Source organism: Advenella sp. (genome assembly GCF_052108595.1).
Classification (GTDB): Bacteria; Pseudomonadota; Gammaproteobacteria; order Burkholderiales; family Burkholderiaceae_B; genus Advenella.
Genome location: NZ_JBQEAU010000003.1, coordinates 24,362 through 39,633, shown reverse-complemented (window position 1 = coordinate 39,633; position 15,272 = coordinate 24,362). Strand labels below are relative to the sequence as shown.

Here is a 15,272-nt window from a genome sequence, read left to right as displayed (position 1 = left end):
TAATGACTCTGTTGTTGTCAATGCCTTTTCTCAAGATTTTTTCTGAAGTTAGATTTAGTTTATAGATGGATGCTAAAAGCCGCGATTGGACAAGACATCTTGCAGGTGCTTCTTTGCTCGCTCCGCATCTTCGATCATCCGCTCGATAGTGCGGCACTGCTCGAGAAGGCGAGCTTCGTTAAATTGGGAAAATAAGCGATCATTTACTTGCTGTTGTATCGGGGCCAGCTTTGTCAATAAGGAATTGCCTTTCGGTGTAACGGAGAGCAACTTCACTCTTTTATCGTCAGGATTGGCTAGACTGCTTATCAAGCCTTGCTGAACGAGCGGACGAATCTCCATACTTACGTATGCGTTTGTTACCCGAAAATGCTTTGCTAGAAATCGAGTGGTCCAAGGTTCGTTGTTGTCAATACGCGCAATTGCCTGAAGAGCCACATACTGAAATGGTGAGAGATGGAGTAATTTCCCGAAAGAGGCTCGAATGTCGATAAGCTGCCACCCCAGAACAGCGAAGCCCAGAGTCAAGTGCCGTAATACCTGGTCTGACCCATCTGGCAGCAGCGAAGGCTGGGAGGCGGTAAGAGGAAGCGTTGTCAGGTTGTGGGAATCCTTCTTAATCCGTGTCATGGGCGTTGTACCTTGAATGTGTCCGAGTAAAGTTTGCATCAGTATACTAACTGCATACTCCAGTGAGGATGGCCGCTGATTCCGGTCTATCGTGATCGCTGAGAATTTGATGATGTTATGCGCTCAGATTGTATAGGTTTCGGTCACGATAAATCCGTTATTATCTCATTTTTGCTTAACTTAATTAGATAGTCCAATTTAATTGACCGGCCCAACATGGACATGCTATGTATTGTTGGCGCAACGTGAGAACCCTTCCTGAGCACCGCCCTGGTGTACGCTCTCCGGAGTATTTTGTTTTAGGCAACACATAAATAGCATTTCCGCTGAAGGATGCTTTTATGGCGGTGAGCGCTACAATGAGGGAGAAGTTATCGATCCTTTGCTATCGCCGCCCCACCAATGTGGCGTAATGGCTTTCAGCGCTCGTGCATCGAACGGAGCTTTGCCCTCGATTTCCTACACCAGCTCCGCTAAAAACCGCTTAATATCCATATAGATCACCGTATGGTAAAGAGGATATCTCTCAACCCGCCCTTCCCCATCCTGTTCTTTATCTTCCCACTATTTGTACTCAATCAGCGGCTCATCAGCGTCACTCAACCTAGAATCTGGCCCTAGCTCCAGTGCTATCAGCTAGTGTTGTAGTATTTCCAAGGCGGGTTTGATCAGATACAAGTCTCTTGCCCGTCCCCCTTTTCCCTCGACTGACAAATACCAGGCCTGAGTGCCTTCATCGTTTCCGGCGATTGCCCCGCAAGGCCAGTTTCGGTCATCCCTGAAAGGGGTTTGAGAGTAGATAGTTTTGACTGGTCTATCCTCTTATGCAAACTTGCTCTCACCCGCAAGGATCATTTAGCGTTAAAGAGAGCCTACATTGGGATGCATTTAGATTCGAAAAATGAACGGATCGATACGTATTGAACGTTTGAAACTGTCTCAATAAAGCATCCTGGAATTGAACTGACCTTCAGAAGTTAGAACTCAATTTTCCACAGCTTTTGTGGCAAAGTACGATCACCCGTTCGGGTTTTAAATGCTGTACCAAAACTCAATACAGTATAGGTACACACATCAATTCTTAACAACTTCGTGAAATTACGCTATACCATTGATTAGTAATTATTTTTTACCTGCTTCCATCTACGCTCAGCTTCGCTACGTTTTCCTATACTAACCCCTTAAAACGCAAACTCAAAATTCTCCGCCGCAAGGCGTGCCGGTTCGATTCTGGCCTCGGGGCATCATAGTGAAATTCCTAGAAAATCCTATACTCTAGAGTGATCCCAGCTTTTAGCCCAATACTGGAGGTATTTTCCAACATAACAGCGCCCGCCGGACAACCACCGAAACCAATCCCGCTTGGTCAACCTCGCACACATGGCGACCTCTTCCAGGCGTGTATTGAAATATCCTTTACTCGAGAATAATCTAAGCGCTGCTGATTTTTTTCAATACAGGATTTTTTGTCGCGAGTGCGAATCGGGTGCAAGATTACCCAAAATCCACACAAAAAACGCTCTTTATCCGCGATTGTAGAGAATCGTCTGGAGCGAACGTCGCTCGCCCCACGTTCCGCTAGATTGACAACCCTGGCAAACGCACCAAAAAGACAATAAAAATCAGCGCTCGCCAGCGAGCAAATCCAGCTCAAGCTTGACATACCGGGTGGGAAACTCCAACCGGGCATAGTAAATAATTACTTCATTGGCGCAGGCCAGACGCTTTACCTCGGCGACGCTGTCGCCGGCCGCCAGTTGCAATGCATTGGCAGAAACGAATCCGGCATTGATAATCGCCAGGCTTTGCCGGGATTCATCGACGTGCAATCCAGGAATACGGGCGATGACCGACGCGGCCGCATGGCTCAGAAAATTATCTTCATATTGCTGAAAGAGCGCCATATCGACATAGACTTCACTATAACAATACGGCACGTTGTTCCGGCTATGCAGCCGACACAGATATTTATAGGACTGGGCCGGCTGCGCGCGACATTGCATGCCCATATCCGGCAATTGCGTGATCGTCCCTTCAGACTCTGTAATGCTGTGCGTGCCCAGCACATCGCTCAGTGCCACGGCTTCCTGCCAGGTAGTGGGCAACTGCAGTTCACTGACCTGGGGCGGACGACGCTGCACGAAAGTGCCCTTGCCCCGACTCCTTGTGATCAGTTGTTCCGCCTCAAGAATCTCCAAAGCATTGCGTATCGTCATGCGAGAGACTTCATAGGTACGCATGAGCTCTTCCAAAGGCGGGATCTGCTCACCCACATGCCATAGCCCGACGTCGATACTGCGTCTGAATTCAGTGGCCAGTTGAAGATAGATGGGCTGCTTGCTACGGCTCAGTACGGCGTAATTGGAAGATTTATCTGTCATAGTCCGGTAAGAAAGGAGGCCGCAGACGCGGGTTGACCGTGGCGTCTGCGGATCGGCCGCCGTCAGGCCTGCGTATCCAGGAGTTGCTGTGCTTGCTTCTGCAGTTCACCTCGCTGTATTTTATTGGAATTCGCGCTTTGGACCACAGGAAAGGCCGTCACGAACACAACTTTCTTCGGTACTTTGAAACCCGCAAGCTGATGTCGGCTAAGCGCAATGATCTCGGCCTCCGACAGGTTTGACCCTTCATGCGCAATGACAAACGCCACTGGCACTGCCTTACCCTGCAAGCTGGCACCAACTACCTGGCAGGATTTGACGCCATCCAGCGATTCAATATAGTCCTGCACTTCCTGTGGATTCACCAGAAAACCGCCCAGTCGCAAATAATCTCCCTTCCTGGCCTGAAAGATGAAATGCTGGTCGTTCAGGGTGTAGCCCAGGTCGCCCGTGCGAAAATAACCGTCGCTGTCGATCGCCTCGTGCGTCGCCTCGGGGTTATTCAGATAACCACGCATCATGCTGGGCGCCTTGATTTCAATTTCGCCTAATTGACCGTGCGCCAGCACTTGGCCTGAATGCGTATCGCGGGCCCGTACCCGAGCGTCACGACTGGTTAGTCGTCCACCCGGCAACTGCCGCTGCGCTAACGAGGCGTCGGCCTCTTGTGAGGCCACCAGCGCCTGCATCTCGCTGGAGCCGTAAAGTCCGACCAGTGTCATCCCCATACTTTGCGCCCGGGTCGGAAAATCACCCAAGGAAGGCGCAAAACTGGCAAAGCCGGCAAGTTTTAAGGTCATCAGTGGATTATCGCCATCGGCCTGCTGCGCGTAATCCAGAATCCGGTTCAGCAATTCATTGTTCGCAAAGGTATGCGTGACCTTGAATTGCCTGATTTGCTCCGTGCATTCTTTGGGATCCAGAACCGGTGAGGACACCATGGCGGCCCCGGCGAACATGGCGCCCAATGCGCTGGAGAAACCGAATGCGCCGCACAACGGCGCCCCCAGTAGCAAAACGTCCCGGGCAGTGATATCGAAACGCCTGGCCACCTCGCAGCCGTGACCAAGCAGCGTCTGTTGGTCATGCCAAACGAGTTTGGGCAGCGAGGTTGTTCCAGAGGTCGTATAGACCAGAGCAGGCGCCGTGCCTTCAGGGGGTTCCGGAAGACTGACCTGACCAGGCTCAACCGAATAATCCAGCCACGCAGGCGCGCCCAGCCAATCTGGCCTGGGCGCGTCGCCCACGGCCACAATGCCCTTGAGCGTATCGAGAATACCGGTATCCACTTCCTTCAGAATTCCGCCAAAATCCAGACCCTTGAATTCGGGCCAGAGCACGAGCCAGCGGCATTCCCCGCGAGCCAGAAGATCGGCCACCTCGCGACTGCGAAACCGGGTGTTCATTGCAATCACCGTGATGCCCAGACGCGCGCAGGCGTAGAACACCGACAGCCAGGCGCTGCATGTCGGTAACCAAAGCGCCAGGCGCTCTCCTGGCTGCGCGCCGTTTGCCGCCAGTAGCCGCGCAACCCGGTCGGCCTCTTCATGAAGATCCTGAAGGCTGAACGCTTTGTCTACATCATATAACACAGTTGAAGAGGGACGCACACGCAGGTGTTGGTCCAGCAGCTGATGGAACGTCTTCATTTGCGTTGTCATGCTACACCGTCGCGATGGGGGTCACCGGAGAGCCGACTGCGCCAGGCAAACGCAATGGCGGCGCGGTCAACAGGAAGCGATAGCGATTCTGCTCTTGCAGCCATATCGCCAGATCCTTCAGATACCATAGCTCAGCAAGTGGCAGTCCAAGCTTGAACAGGCAATGATGATGCAATGGCAGCAATGATTTTTTCTCACCCTCGCTCAAGGCGGGGTACGCTTCGACAGCATAATTGTCTGCGCAAATACATGCAATGCCGTTATCCGTTATCCATTGCAGCAGCCGTGAATCTGCACCATTGAGTACGGCGCCGGCCTCGTGCAACGCCTGCGCATCAGGATTGCCGGCCATCTCCATGACAGTTTCCGCAAAGCCGGTCCGCAGCACCAGCATGTCCCCCTGTTCGATCTTGATTCCATCCTTTTCAAGCACAGCCATCAATTGTTCATAGCCGATCAGGGTACGGCCATGGCCATAATGCCTGACAAAGTCCACCATCACGCCGCGCCCCTGCATGCCCTGGACCGCAAAGTTCTCTACGCCCAGCTTTAACGCGCCCATACCGTGATTGCACTCGCCTTCGCCATCGTCGTGGTCATGGGTATGACCGGCATCCAGGATGTCTTCGCCGCCGCGGTAGCCGTTATAGTACGTTTTTCTCAACGCGCCAGTGCCGTCTACATCGAACTGGGCACCCACATGCGCAAGCGCATCCCATTGAGTGGAATATTGCAACGACAGCGTGACCTGATCATCGCTCAGGATATCGATGGCGCTTGCGTCCAGATTCTCCATGGAAAAGTTCATGTACGGAACGCCATCATTCTCGGTCGCGGCCAATTGGGGCGGTTTGCGTCTGGGATTCAGGACCATGCCGCCTGGCATATCCAGCGGCAGAGACAGGCAAAAAACCTTGCCATGCTGCACTTCCTTTACGCCTTTGAGCACCTGCTCGGACGTCAGTAAATTGACGCGTCCCAATTGATCATCTGAGCCGAACTCGCCCCAGTTCGAGCCATCCGGCCGCTTTTTCCATCGTTGCATTTCCTTCTCCTGTAATATGTTTTTACGCGGCGCCAATTGTCACACCGCCGCAAACGTAATGCGTCTGCCCAGTGACAAAACTGCAGCGCTCGTCAATAAAATAAGCGACTGCATGCGCGACATCCTGGGGTTTGCCTATATGCCCCACAGGAATGGCCGCCAGCAGTTTCTGAGTCGCCGCATCGTCAGCAGTGTTCGCGCTGTTAAAGAACTCCGTGGCAATCGGGCCTGGTGCGATGGCGTTAACGGTAACGCCCGCGCCGGCCAACTCAAGCGCCCAGGTGCGGGTCATGCCAATCATGCCAGCCTTGGTCAGACTGTAAATCGTGCGATTCTGCTTGCCCAGCGCCGCACGCGAGCTGATATTCACAATACGCCCTGCGCCCAGGTTTCGCATACCGGGCAGCAGGGCCTGTGTACACGCAATCGCCACTTCGATATTCAGTTGCACGGCCACCTGCAGCTCTGCCATGTTCACACTTTCGATCGCGCCGATTGGCACGATACCCACATTGTTGACCAGCCCGTAAAAGGCGCGCTCTTGCGCCAGCTTTTCCAGTACGGCTGACAACTGGGCGCGGTCAGACAGATCGACCTGGTGAAACGCTGCTTCTTCGTGCCAGTCAGACGGTTTGGTACGCGCAATGCCCGTCACGGCATACCCATCGTCGAGCAAACGGTGACAGATCGCACGACCAATCCCTTTGCTTGCGCCTGTGACCAGGACTTTTTTCTGTTCAGTCATCATTTTTCCATATCGATTCATATTGTTTCGGTTTGCTGCTGCTTGATCAACTCACGCGCAATGATCAGCTTTTGAACCTCCGTTGCCCCTTCGTAAATACGCAGGGCCCGTATATCACGATAGAGCCGTTCAACCGGACTACCACTGACCACGCCGCGGGCACCCAGCATCTGTACCGCCCGATCAATCACCCATTGCGCAGATTCGGTCGCCGCCATTTTCGCCATCGCGGTTTCCTTGGTGGTTCTGACGCCCTGCACATCTCGTAACCACGCAGCGCGATAAGTGAGCAATGCAGCTTTGTCAATTTCAGTTGCCATCTCGCCCAGATATGATTGCGTGAGCTGGAAATCCAGCAGAGCCTGATTGAACATTTTTCGCTCACCAGCATAGGTCAATGCCTCTTGCAACGCACGACGCGCGAAACCATTGGCCGCCGCAGCTACCGAGCTGCGAAAAATATCCAGCGTACGCATGGCCAGTTTGAACCCTTCGTTCAGATTACCAAGCATGCGATCCGCAGGAATCCGACATTGATCAAAACGCAGCGTCGCCAGCGGATGTGGAGAGATCGTGCGGATATTTTCTTCAATATGCAGGCCAGGCGTATCGGCATCCACGACGAACGCGGTGATCCCGCGAGCGCCCAATCCCTGACCCGTCCGTGCAAATACCGTGTAAAAATCCGCAATACCGCCATTGGATATCCACGTTTTACGACCCGTTAAGACATACTCGTTGCCATCGGCATCGGCCCGACACGACAGCGCGGCCACATCGGACCCCGCCTGCGGTTCCGACAAGGCAAACGCTGCAATCGCCTGCCCGCTACTCACTTTAGGTAGATAGGCATCCTGGATGGCGCGACTCCCGCCCAAGCTGATCGCACCTGACCCCAGTCCCTGCATGGCAAACGCAAAATCGGCTAGGGCATCGTATTGCGCCAGCGTTTCACGCAAAATGCATAAGGACCGGGAGTCCAGATCCTGCCTGGCCCCGCCCCACACGCCATTTTCTCCTGCAGGCACACAATATTTAAGCCAGCCGGCCTTGCCTAAAGCGGCTACGCGTTCGCGGCAGGCAGAAAACTCGTCGTCGTGCCCGAGCGCCTGTAGGTTATCCTGACACCAGCGGTCAAGCGTTTCACCGAGCACCCGGTGAGATTCATCAAAAAATGGCCAGTCAAGCATATCGTTTTTAATCATTGCGCGTCGGTCTGATAAGGTAAATTATTTCTTGAGCTCTGCCGCTGCAGGACCCCATTGAACTGCGGTATTGTCAATATGGCGGGCAAAGTCGCTTGCGTTGCGATAGTCGATCATGAGCCCGAACTGATTTGCGCAATTTTTGAATGTGCTGGTGGACATCGCATGATGAAACGCATCATCGAGTTTGCGGACGATGGCCGGATCCATCCCCTTGGGGCCTACCAGCCCGAAAATGCTAGGAGCAACAATATCGAACCCGGCCTCCTGCATCGTTGGCGCCTGGTTGAACTCGTCTATGCGCTTGTTGGTAAAAACGGCGAGCAGACGCAAGCGCTTGTCACGCACATATGGCGCCCATTCGGCCGTCTGCGTCATGAAATCGACATCGCCACGCATCAGTCCGGTGGACGCTTCGATACCGCTTTTATAAGGCGTATGAATCCACTGCCCGCCGGTTATTCCACCCAGTTTTTCCATTGCCAGGTGCTGTGGCGTGCCCACCCCTGCGGTGCTATAGGTCATGGATTTTTTCTTCGCTGCAGCGATCAGGTCCGCAACATTGTGATAGGGAGAATCAGCCCGCACCAGAACGCCGACCTGATATTGCGCCATCATCGCAATGGGCGTCAAATCCTTGCCTACATCATATGAAATATTTTTTACGAGAAACTGATTCAGGACTGCACCGGTAGACAGGGCTGCCAACGTATAACCGTCCGGCTTTTGCCGTGCGATGTAAGAGATCGACAGCGAGGAGCCGGCCCCGGGCTTGTTTTCCACGACAATGGATTGACCCAGCTTTTCTGCCGCGCCCTGCGCCAGCGCGCGAAAACACATGTCCGTGCCGCCCCCGGCGCCGTACCCGACGACGAGCTGAATCGGTTTATCGGGGTAGGTATCGTTCTTGCCTGCGCCTGAGGCGGCAGGCGTAAACAACAGGCCGGTAAGGGCAAGCATGTTTGCCGCAGCGACTATAACCACGTTCTTTTTCATAAAAGTCTCCAATTTTGATCGTTTCTATATAACGATTCTGCAAAGGCCAACTACTAAATGGCTTAATGTATTTATAGTCTATACGTCTAGACGTATAGAAATATAGATGGTATTAACCCTAATTCTGGATTTTTGCAATGACCCAGTGCTTTATGCACAACTTATGTGCGTGGCGTGAATGCTTGAAGTGAAAGACCGTCACGATTACAGCTGACAATGACGCAAAATTGCTGGGCGAGATCTGGCTTCCGTTACTATGTTATTGATGTCATTGACTAAATTAACTGTATATGGAGATGCCCTGTGTTATCCACCTTCAATCGAATATTGGTAACGGCTTCAATTTGTAGTGTGAGTGTTCTTGCAAATATTGCTTCTGCTCAATCGACTCATCACTTTAAAAGTGCTTATCCCTTTGAGGAAACAGTATCAAGACTAGAGAGCGGGATAAAGGAAAAAGGGATGTCGATTTTCGCCGTCATTGATCATGCCCAGGCTGCGAAAAAAGCAGATCTTACAATGCCGCCGACCAAGGTGATTATTTTTGGCAATCCAAAAGCCGGGACACCACTCATGGTGAAATATCCAACCTTGGCACTTGACCTACCGCTAAGAGTTCTGGTGAATCAGGATAAGAACGGGGTAAACGTCATTATGCATTCTTATCAAACATCGTTTAATAATTTGCAGTTGCCTGTCCAAGAAGGCAAAGCGTTGGGGCAGGCGGAAAAGTTAGTGCAAAAGCTGGTAACCAAGCAATAGATAGCACTCATTTTTTGATAGAACCTCATATAGAGATCATCGCAGGCGAATCAACCATTTTCAGCTTTCAAGGTAAATAGCCATTGTTGAAGTGCCCATTCGAGCACCGGCACTCAAATTGCGCTGATCTCTTTTTTAGTTTCACTCGTGAAATAAAAGTGTTTTTAGAATGCTGCTTAAAAGGAAAGCCATTTAAGTAGCATGGACAGGCCCCGGTAAAGTGGATCCGCCATTAGCTTTATTTGATCGGTTTGGTTATTCTGAAGTGCTGAAAACAATCATCCACAATTAAACACATACGTAATTAAGTAACCAATATGAATACGCTTTTGCTGGTAGGTGGTGACCTCTGTGAACGGACAGCGACGCTGTTTGACCCGGCCCATTGGAAATGCATTGGCCTGCGCCGTAGCAAGGTGACGCCTACCGGCGAGAACACCATTTCCTGGCGCGAGGCTGATCTACTGAACCCGGAAAGCCTCTCTTTCCTGAGTGCGGATGAATTCTCGGAGGTTACCCATATTCTGTATGCCCCATCGCCGGACAGCAGGACAACGGCACACTACACGGGGGTGTACTCGCTAGGCCTGCCAAGGCTGCTGGGCAGTCTGCCTGCCGGTTGCCTGCACAAGCTACAACGGTGTGTACTGGTAGGTTCATCCGCCGTCTGGGGACCATCCGAAGATGGGGTCGACGAAAATACCCCCGTAGAGCGTACGAACTTTCGGGCCATCTCGCTTCTGGAAGCCGAAGATGCGCTGCATGCTTCGCTGTCGCCGGGCGCAGGGGTCTCGCTGCGTCTGTCGGGCTTATACGGTCCGGGGCGGTTGCAGTTGCTAAAAGGGCTGCAGGCTGGCACGATCACGGCGCCCGACGGGCCGGGCCATTGGGCGAACCGGATTCATATCGATGATGCTGCGAGCGCCTGCGCGCATTTGCTTACGCTGGCCAACCCCCAGCCACTTTACATAGGAACGGATGATTGCCCCATGCCAACAGCGCAACTATACGACGCACTGGCGCAACTGATGGGCGCACCCTCACCTGCCCGGCAGCTACGGGCACCCAGCGGCAAGCGGCTGTCGAACGCGCGGCTGCGAGCCAGCGGCTGGACGCCCGCATGGCCGAATGCGCTCGAGGGATATGCAGCGCAACGGGCTGAGTAAAGCCTGAAAGATTGCCCAGGCGCTGCCAGTTGAAAGCGCACAGTTTCCTGTGACCTTCTACTTTACCTATATGGAACCGGACACAACGTCGTTTTGGCGGGTAATCAGCCGGTTCGGCTTCTTCCTGTTTTGTGTATCCAGGGCTTGCCCTCATTGGCGGTCGGCTTTAACCAGGTCCTAGTCGTCAACCACGCCACTACGAACAGAGCGACACTGCGCTAGAAAACGAGCGCTTTTGGGTTCTCTGCAAGAGTCACGATAGGATGCACGTTGCCAGAGCAGGTTCCAAAAGGCGCATCCCACCGCAAGTATCCACGAGCCTATGCTGCAGCGGCTTTCGACGCTGCAGCAAAGACATCGCGCGCCGACGTCGTGCCCGCGACGTGTTCCGTTCCCGGCACGCCCAGGTCCATCCATCCTGCGTTTACGGCCTCGTACATTTCTTCAGCAGGTCCGCTGTGGCCCTTCGGAATACCGAATTGTTCGAGCGCTTGCGTCCATCCCGCACGCGGGACGGCATAGGCTTTCACGTCAAGATTCAGAACCTCACCCAGCTGTTTGGCAACGTCGTCCGCGCTCACCATCGAACCGAGCTCGACGACACGCTGCCCTGACCAGGCTGGTCCGGTCAAAAGCGTTGCGACTTGCGCGCCGATGTCGTTCGTCGCAACCATGGTCGATTTGCGGTTTGTCGGATTGTAGAAGACCGGTAGTGTCCCGCCCTGCGCGACCTGCAGGCCGTAAAGAAAATTCTCGAAGAATCCGCCTGCGCGCACAAATGCGGTTGGCGATATCAGTTCCCGAAAGCCTTGCTCCAGCAGCGACAAGGCTGTAATCACCCCGTGCCCGCTGGTTCTGTTTGCGCCCAGCGACGAAAGCGCCACCACGCGCGGCGGCGCTGTCCTGGTCAACGCCTCGACATAGCTTGCAATCACGCCTTTTGCCTCTTTGTAATCGGGCGACGGCGCCCAGACCGGAGGCAACATGACAAACGCGCCTTCGACGCCGTTGAGCGCCCGATCAATGGCTGCCGAATCATTCCAGTCGCCGTCGACCAGTTCCACGCCCTGGTTCGCCCAGTGCCTTGCCTTCTCACGATTGCGCACCAGCGCGCGTACTTGCTTGCCTTGCGCCAGCAGATGCTCTGCCGTTGCGCCGCCCACTTTCCCTGTGATGCCCATGACTAAAAACATGTGTTTACTCCTGATATGAAGGGGCAACGCACTGCCCCGGTTGAATTAACGAACGAGCGGCAGAAGCGCCCGGATACGGGAATCGCGCGCGTATAGGCCTGCCCATGTCATCGCGCCCAGAAGCAGGCAAATGATTTCCGGTGGCGAGCCCAGCTCGCCAACGCGGACATGGGCGCAGATCGCGCCTCCCAGAAAACCTGTCACCAGGATCGCGCCAAGAACGGAGGTGGCTGGAATGGCGTAAAGGATGGCACAGGCAAGCAGGATCGGCCCCACGACATGGGTCAGCTCCAGCGCGAACCCGGTTTCCTGCAACATGTTTGCAATCTGCGCCGGCGCCAGAAGCTGAATGAGGCCGTCTGCCAACAGCGCAAGAACGACGAATGTGCTTATGATCCGGCCGGCCCACAGGGCGCGAGGCAGGATCATCGTTTCAGGCGCCTGATGCAGTTTCATCGTTTCGGACACGTGCCATTCTCCTTAATATACGGCTGGGGGATCCCAATTGCTGAAGCTTACCGTGTACCTTAGGTATGATAAACACCCAGGAATTGAACTTACTGTTCTCTTCAGGGTGAACAATATAGAGGCGCAAAATGCAAAATCTCAATCCCATCCTCATCTTCATCACGATAGCGGAAATGGGCAGTTTCACCCACGCCGCCGATCGCCTGGGCATCCAGAAGGGGCGGGCCTCAACGGCGGTGCGCAAGCTGGAGGAACAGGTTGGTGTCAGGCTCCTGCACCGGACGACGCGCAGGGTGCAGCTGACCGAGGACGGACGCGCATTCCATGCACGCGCCCGCGATCTGCTGGCCGAAGTCGATGACCTGTACTCGATGTTCGCAGGCGATCACGAGGGGCTTCGCGGGCGTTTACGGGTCGATCTTCCGACCGAAATAGCGCGTACAACGATCGTGCCGGCTTTGCCACAGTTCATGGCGGCTCACCCCGAATTGGAGCTGGAGGTGTCGAGTACGGATCGGCAGGTCGATCTGGTTCAGGAGGGGTTAGACTGTGTATTGCGGCTTGGTCCGATACGAGACGAGACGCTGATTGCCCGTCCACTGGGCAAGTTATGCATGATCAACGCTGCCAGCCCCGCCTATCTGGCGCGCTATGGCGTTCCTCGATCACTGGAAGACCTCAAGCGCCAGGAACATCGGGCCATACATTTTTCCACGATGCAGGGCGCAAGGCCTTATGGGTGGGAGTATCAGGACGGCGACAGCTACGCGACGCTTCAATTGCCCGGCGCACTACATGTCAATAACGCGCAGACCTACGAAGCCGCTGCCCTGGCCGGTCTTGGCCTGATTCAGGCGCCACTCCTGGGAATTGGTCAATATCTGGACAGTGGTGCGCTTGTGGAGGTGATGCCCGATTTTCGTCGCCGGGCAATTGCCGTGTCCCTCGTAGTAGCACACCGGAGCAATCTGTCGCGCCGGGTCCGCGCATTCATGAAATGGATTGAAGGTGTGCTAACGCCGTATCTGGTATGAATCGTGGCCGCTACCAGGACGATGCCCTGTTTTGCACAAGATGGGCAACGTTTTCAGTATGGTCCTGGCGCAGATCACTAAGTCTGCCGATCTGTGACGCGATCGCTAAGAGGGTGGTTGAATCCTGCCAAAGCCTGCAAACGGGCGCTCAGATCCTTGAAAAGTGTTTTATGTCACTCATCATCGCGGTTCGCAACGCCCAGTCCTGGCTCATTTATCCGGAAAACGCCGGTTGGCTTGCCACACTGTCGCGCATTTTCATCCGTTCGTACCATGAGAGCAAGGCCCCACATTCAGGTGGGATCTCGAGCTTGACAATAGCAGCAAATACTAAACCACCAATGACCGTAATATCGACCATCGAGAATTGTTCGCCTGCAATATAGGGTTGCTGCTGAAGCACTTTATCAAAGTAATGCATGCCGCGAAGCGCCTTATCACGCTGCCGCAGCCCCCATTCCTGATTCTGGTACAGCTCCACCAATGGTCCCAAGCCCGGTGTGCCATGGTGGAAATAGACACTGATGGCATCAAGCAATTCGATTTCGGCCCGTTTGCTCATCATATGTATGATCCCCTGTTCCAGGGGTGTGGTGCCCGTAAGGCTAGGCGCGCCATCCAGCGTATCCAGATACTGGGTGATAGCCGTGCATTCGGCAATAAGCGTACCGTCCGCCAGTTCGAGAACTGGCAGTGTTCCCGAGTAATTTTTCTGCTCGATGAACTCTGGTTTCTTGTGTTCGCCCTTGTACAGATCGACCATCTCAAATCGAACGCGCTGTTGCAATTGCTTTTCTGCGATAGCGATTCTAACTCTCGTTGGATAGGGGCCGACCGGGAAGTCGTAGACCGTCATGGCGGGACGGTTATTAGGATCAATGTTTGTAATGACGGATGTCATTGTCTACTCCTGAACAAGTTGAAAAAGCCAACGAAAGGATTTAGTTAAGGATTTAATTAATCTACCTAACGTTAGGTAGATTAACTGTATTGCGTTATACTGCGCTCTGTCAATGTTTTTTTAGCCGGAGCTAAGGTGATGAGCGAAGCAGCAGGTAGTTCAAAGGAGAAAATCCTATTGGAGGCGACCAAGATGGCGCAGGCGCACGGCTATAACGGATTGAATGTTCGAGATCTGGCTAGCGCTGTCGGGATCAAGGCGGCCAGCGTCTATCATCATTACGCCAGCAAAGCGGATCTTGGTGCTGCGGTGGCAAGACGCTATTGGGAAGATTCCGAGGCGACGCTGCATGCGATGGAGGTAGCGCTCGATAGTCCGCTTGAATGCCTGCACAGATATTCTGAAACTTTCCGAAAGGCGCTCACGCGAGACAATCGCATTTGCCTGTGTAGTTTCATGGCAGCCGAAACAGATGATCTTCCGCACGAGATTAAGAAAGAGGTACGAAAATTCGCCGACGTAAATATTGCCTGGCTAAAAAGAATGCTGCTCTCTTCTGCCTCTATACCCGAAAAGGAGTGTGAGGTCCGTGCAGAAGCTATTTTTGCAGCCGTCGCAGGCGCACAGCTTATAGCAAGGAGCCGTTCTGATATCGCTTTGTATGATCAACTCATTGTTGGTTATTCGTCTGCTGGCTTGATACCAAGGTAGCGCTGGCATTGTGGTTGTTATACGGCCATCCTGGGTGCCGAATCATAGCCTGAGGAAAATTCGACTTTGGTCGATCATAAATAATTTATGGTCGACCAAGAACTATCTATAAAGCATTACCCAAAAATGTCGCCACTGCCTAAGAGATCCCCAATAATTGGGAGCCCGTCTAAAATACTAAAAATAGAATCAAGAAGGCCGGAAATCAGGTCCATAATTTTCTCCAATCGGTTAGTAGGTATTAAAAGGTTAGCAGGTGTTTCTTAATACACCTGTGATGACTTTATGTTACTTGCTCCAGGTTTGTATATCGCAACCAAGTAAGTAATTGTATTTTTTATTTCATTTGAAATAATGATACATATTTCCAGGTG

The 15,272-nt window shown here is 53.2% G+C and carries 14 protein-coding genes; 4 read left to right on the top strand and 10 right to left on the bottom strand.

Annotated elements, in window-relative coordinates; translation table 11 throughout:
- Positions 1 to 72: 72 nt before the first annotated feature.
- From ACTIKR_RS01010 to ACTIKR_RS00980, 7 genes are all read right to left on the bottom strand, one after another.
- A complete protein-coding gene (locus ACTIKR_RS01010) occupies positions 73 to 630 on the bottom strand; it encodes a MarR family winged helix-turn-helix transcriptional regulator (RefSeq protein WP_193089131.1) in 558 nt (185 codons plus the stop codon).
- A 1,622-nt stretch (positions 631 to 2,252) separates the two neighbouring features.
- The gene (locus ACTIKR_RS01005; protein ID WP_193089130.1) at positions 2,253 to 3,011 is read right to left on the bottom strand and encodes a GntR family transcriptional regulator; all 759 of its coding nucleotides are present in this window, start codon (positions 3,009 to 3,011) and stop codon (positions 2,253 to 2,255) included.
- Between the two features lie 62 nt (positions 3,012 to 3,073).
- Positions 3,074 to 4,660 (bottom strand): AMP-binding protein, encoded by a 1,587-nt coding sequence (locus ACTIKR_RS01000; RefSeq protein ID WP_226816997.1) that lies wholly within the window; start codon positions 4,658 to 4,660, stop codon positions 3,074 to 3,076.
- Positions 4,661 to 4,673: 13 nt separating this feature from the next.
- Complete coding sequence (locus ACTIKR_RS00995; protein ID WP_193089128.1) at positions 4,674 to 5,717, bottom strand: cyclase family protein; 1,044 nt, start codon at positions 5,715 to 5,717, stop codon at positions 4,674 to 4,676.
- 22 nt (positions 5,718 to 5,739) lie between these two features.
- Positions 5,740 to 6,462 (bottom strand): SDR family oxidoreductase, encoded by a 723-nt coding sequence (locus ACTIKR_RS00990; protein WP_193089127.1) that lies wholly within the window; start codon positions 6,460 to 6,462, stop codon positions 5,740 to 5,742.
- A 17-nt stretch (positions 6,463 to 6,479) separates the two neighbouring features.
- Complete coding sequence (locus ACTIKR_RS00985; protein WP_193089126.1) at positions 6,480 to 7,667, bottom strand: acyl-CoA dehydrogenase family protein; 1,188 nt, start codon at positions 7,665 to 7,667, stop codon at positions 6,480 to 6,482.
- 24 nt (positions 7,668 to 7,691) lie between these two features.
- Positions 7,692 to 8,663, bottom strand: a complete 972-nt coding sequence (locus tag ACTIKR_RS00980) for a tripartite tricarboxylate transporter substrate binding protein (RefSeq protein WP_226816995.1) — start codon at positions 8,661 to 8,663, stop codon at positions 7,692 to 7,694.
- 303 nt (positions 8,664 to 8,966) lie between these two features.
- Here ACTIKR_RS00980 and ACTIKR_RS00975 point away from each other — a divergent pair, with 303 nt between their 5' ends.
- Positions 8,967 to 9,425 carry a DUF302 domain-containing protein gene (locus ACTIKR_RS00975; RefSeq protein ID WP_370540227.1) on the top strand — a complete coding sequence of 153 codons (459 nt, stop codon included), beginning with the start codon at positions 8,967 to 8,969 and terminating at the stop codon, positions 9,423 to 9,425.
- Between the two features lie 317 nt (positions 9,426 to 9,742).
- Positions 9,743 to 10,591, top strand: coding sequence for an NAD-dependent epimerase/dehydratase family protein (locus tag ACTIKR_RS00970; RefSeq protein ID WP_193089125.1), 849 nt, complete (start codon positions 9,743 to 9,745; stop codon positions 10,589 to 10,591).
- 320 nt (positions 10,592 to 10,911) lie between these two features.
- Here the strand turns inward: ACTIKR_RS00970 and ACTIKR_RS00965 are convergent, their stop codons facing one another.
- Together ACTIKR_RS00965 and ACTIKR_RS00960 are read right to left on the bottom strand one after the other, a co-directional pair.
- Positions 10,912 to 11,784, bottom strand: coding sequence for an NmrA family NAD(P)-binding protein (locus ACTIKR_RS00965; protein WP_193089124.1), 873 nt, complete (start codon positions 11,782 to 11,784; stop codon positions 10,912 to 10,914).
- Between the two features lie 45 nt (positions 11,785 to 11,829).
- A complete protein-coding gene (locus tag ACTIKR_RS00960) occupies positions 11,830 to 12,252 on the bottom strand; it encodes a DoxX family protein (RefSeq protein WP_442326956.1) in 423 nt (140 codons plus the stop codon).
- A 128-nt stretch (positions 12,253 to 12,380) separates the two neighbouring features.
- Between ACTIKR_RS00960 and ACTIKR_RS00955 the strand changes: the two genes are divergently transcribed.
- Complete coding sequence (locus ACTIKR_RS00955) at positions 12,381 to 13,286, top strand: LysR family transcriptional regulator (RefSeq protein ID WP_193089122.1); 906 nt, start codon at positions 12,381 to 12,383, stop codon at positions 13,284 to 13,286.
- A gap of 214 nt (positions 13,287 to 13,500) precedes the next feature.
- Here ACTIKR_RS00955 and ACTIKR_RS00950 read toward each other — a convergent pair whose 3' ends face one another.
- A complete protein-coding gene (locus tag ACTIKR_RS00950; protein WP_193089121.1) occupies positions 13,501 to 14,187 on the bottom strand; it encodes a glutathione S-transferase in 687 nt (228 codons plus the stop codon).
- 135 nt (positions 14,188 to 14,322) lie between these two features.
- Here ACTIKR_RS00950 and ACTIKR_RS00945 point away from each other — a divergent pair, with 135 nt between their 5' ends.
- Positions 14,323 to 14,898, top strand: coding sequence for a TetR/AcrR family transcriptional regulator (locus ACTIKR_RS00945; RefSeq protein WP_193089120.1), 576 nt, complete (start codon positions 14,323 to 14,325; stop codon positions 14,896 to 14,898).
- Positions 14,899 to 15,272: the final 374 nt, after the last annotated feature.

Excerpts from the sequence above, each read along its gene's own strand:
- ACTIKR_RS00955 (WP_193089122.1), top strand. The coding sequence starts at position 12,381 with ATGCAAAATCTCAATCCCATCCTCATCTTCATCACGATAGCGGAAATG.
- ACTIKR_RS01000 (WP_226816997.1), bottom strand. The coding sequence starts at position 4,660 with ATGAAGACGTTCCATCAGCTGCTGGACCAACACCTGCGTGTGCGTCCC.
- ACTIKR_RS00980 (WP_226816995.1), bottom strand. The coding sequence starts at position 8,663 with ATGAAAAAGAACGTGGTTATAGTCGCTGCGGCAAACATGCTTGCCCTT.
- ACTIKR_RS01010 (WP_193089131.1), bottom strand. The coding sequence starts at position 630 with ATGACACGGATTAAGAAGGATTCCCACAACCTGACAACGCTTCCTCTT.
- ACTIKR_RS00990 (WP_193089127.1), bottom strand. The coding sequence starts at position 6,462 with ATGACTGAACAGAAAAAAGTCCTGGTCACAGGCGCAAGCAAAGGGATT.
- ACTIKR_RS00985 (WP_193089126.1), bottom strand. The coding sequence starts at position 7,667 with ATGATTAAAAACGATATGCTTGACTGGCCATTTTTTGATGAATCTCAC.
- ACTIKR_RS00950 (WP_193089121.1), bottom strand. The coding sequence starts at position 14,187 with ATGACATCCGTCATTACAAACATTGATCCTAATAACCGTCCCGCCATG.
- ACTIKR_RS00970 (WP_193089125.1), top strand. The coding sequence starts at position 9,743 with ATGAATACGCTTTTGCTGGTAGGTGGTGACCTCTGTGAACGGACAGCG.
- ACTIKR_RS00995 (WP_193089128.1), bottom strand. The coding sequence starts at position 5,717 with ATGCAACGATGGAAAAAGCGGCCGGATGGCTCGAACTGGGGCGAGTTC.
- ACTIKR_RS00965 (WP_193089124.1), bottom strand. The coding sequence starts at position 11,784 with ATGTTTTTAGTCATGGGCATCACAGGGAAAGTGGGCGGCGCAACGGCA.
- ACTIKR_RS01005 (WP_193089130.1), bottom strand. The coding sequence starts at position 3,011 with ATGACAGATAAATCTTCCAATTACGCCGTACTGAGCCGTAGCAAGCAG.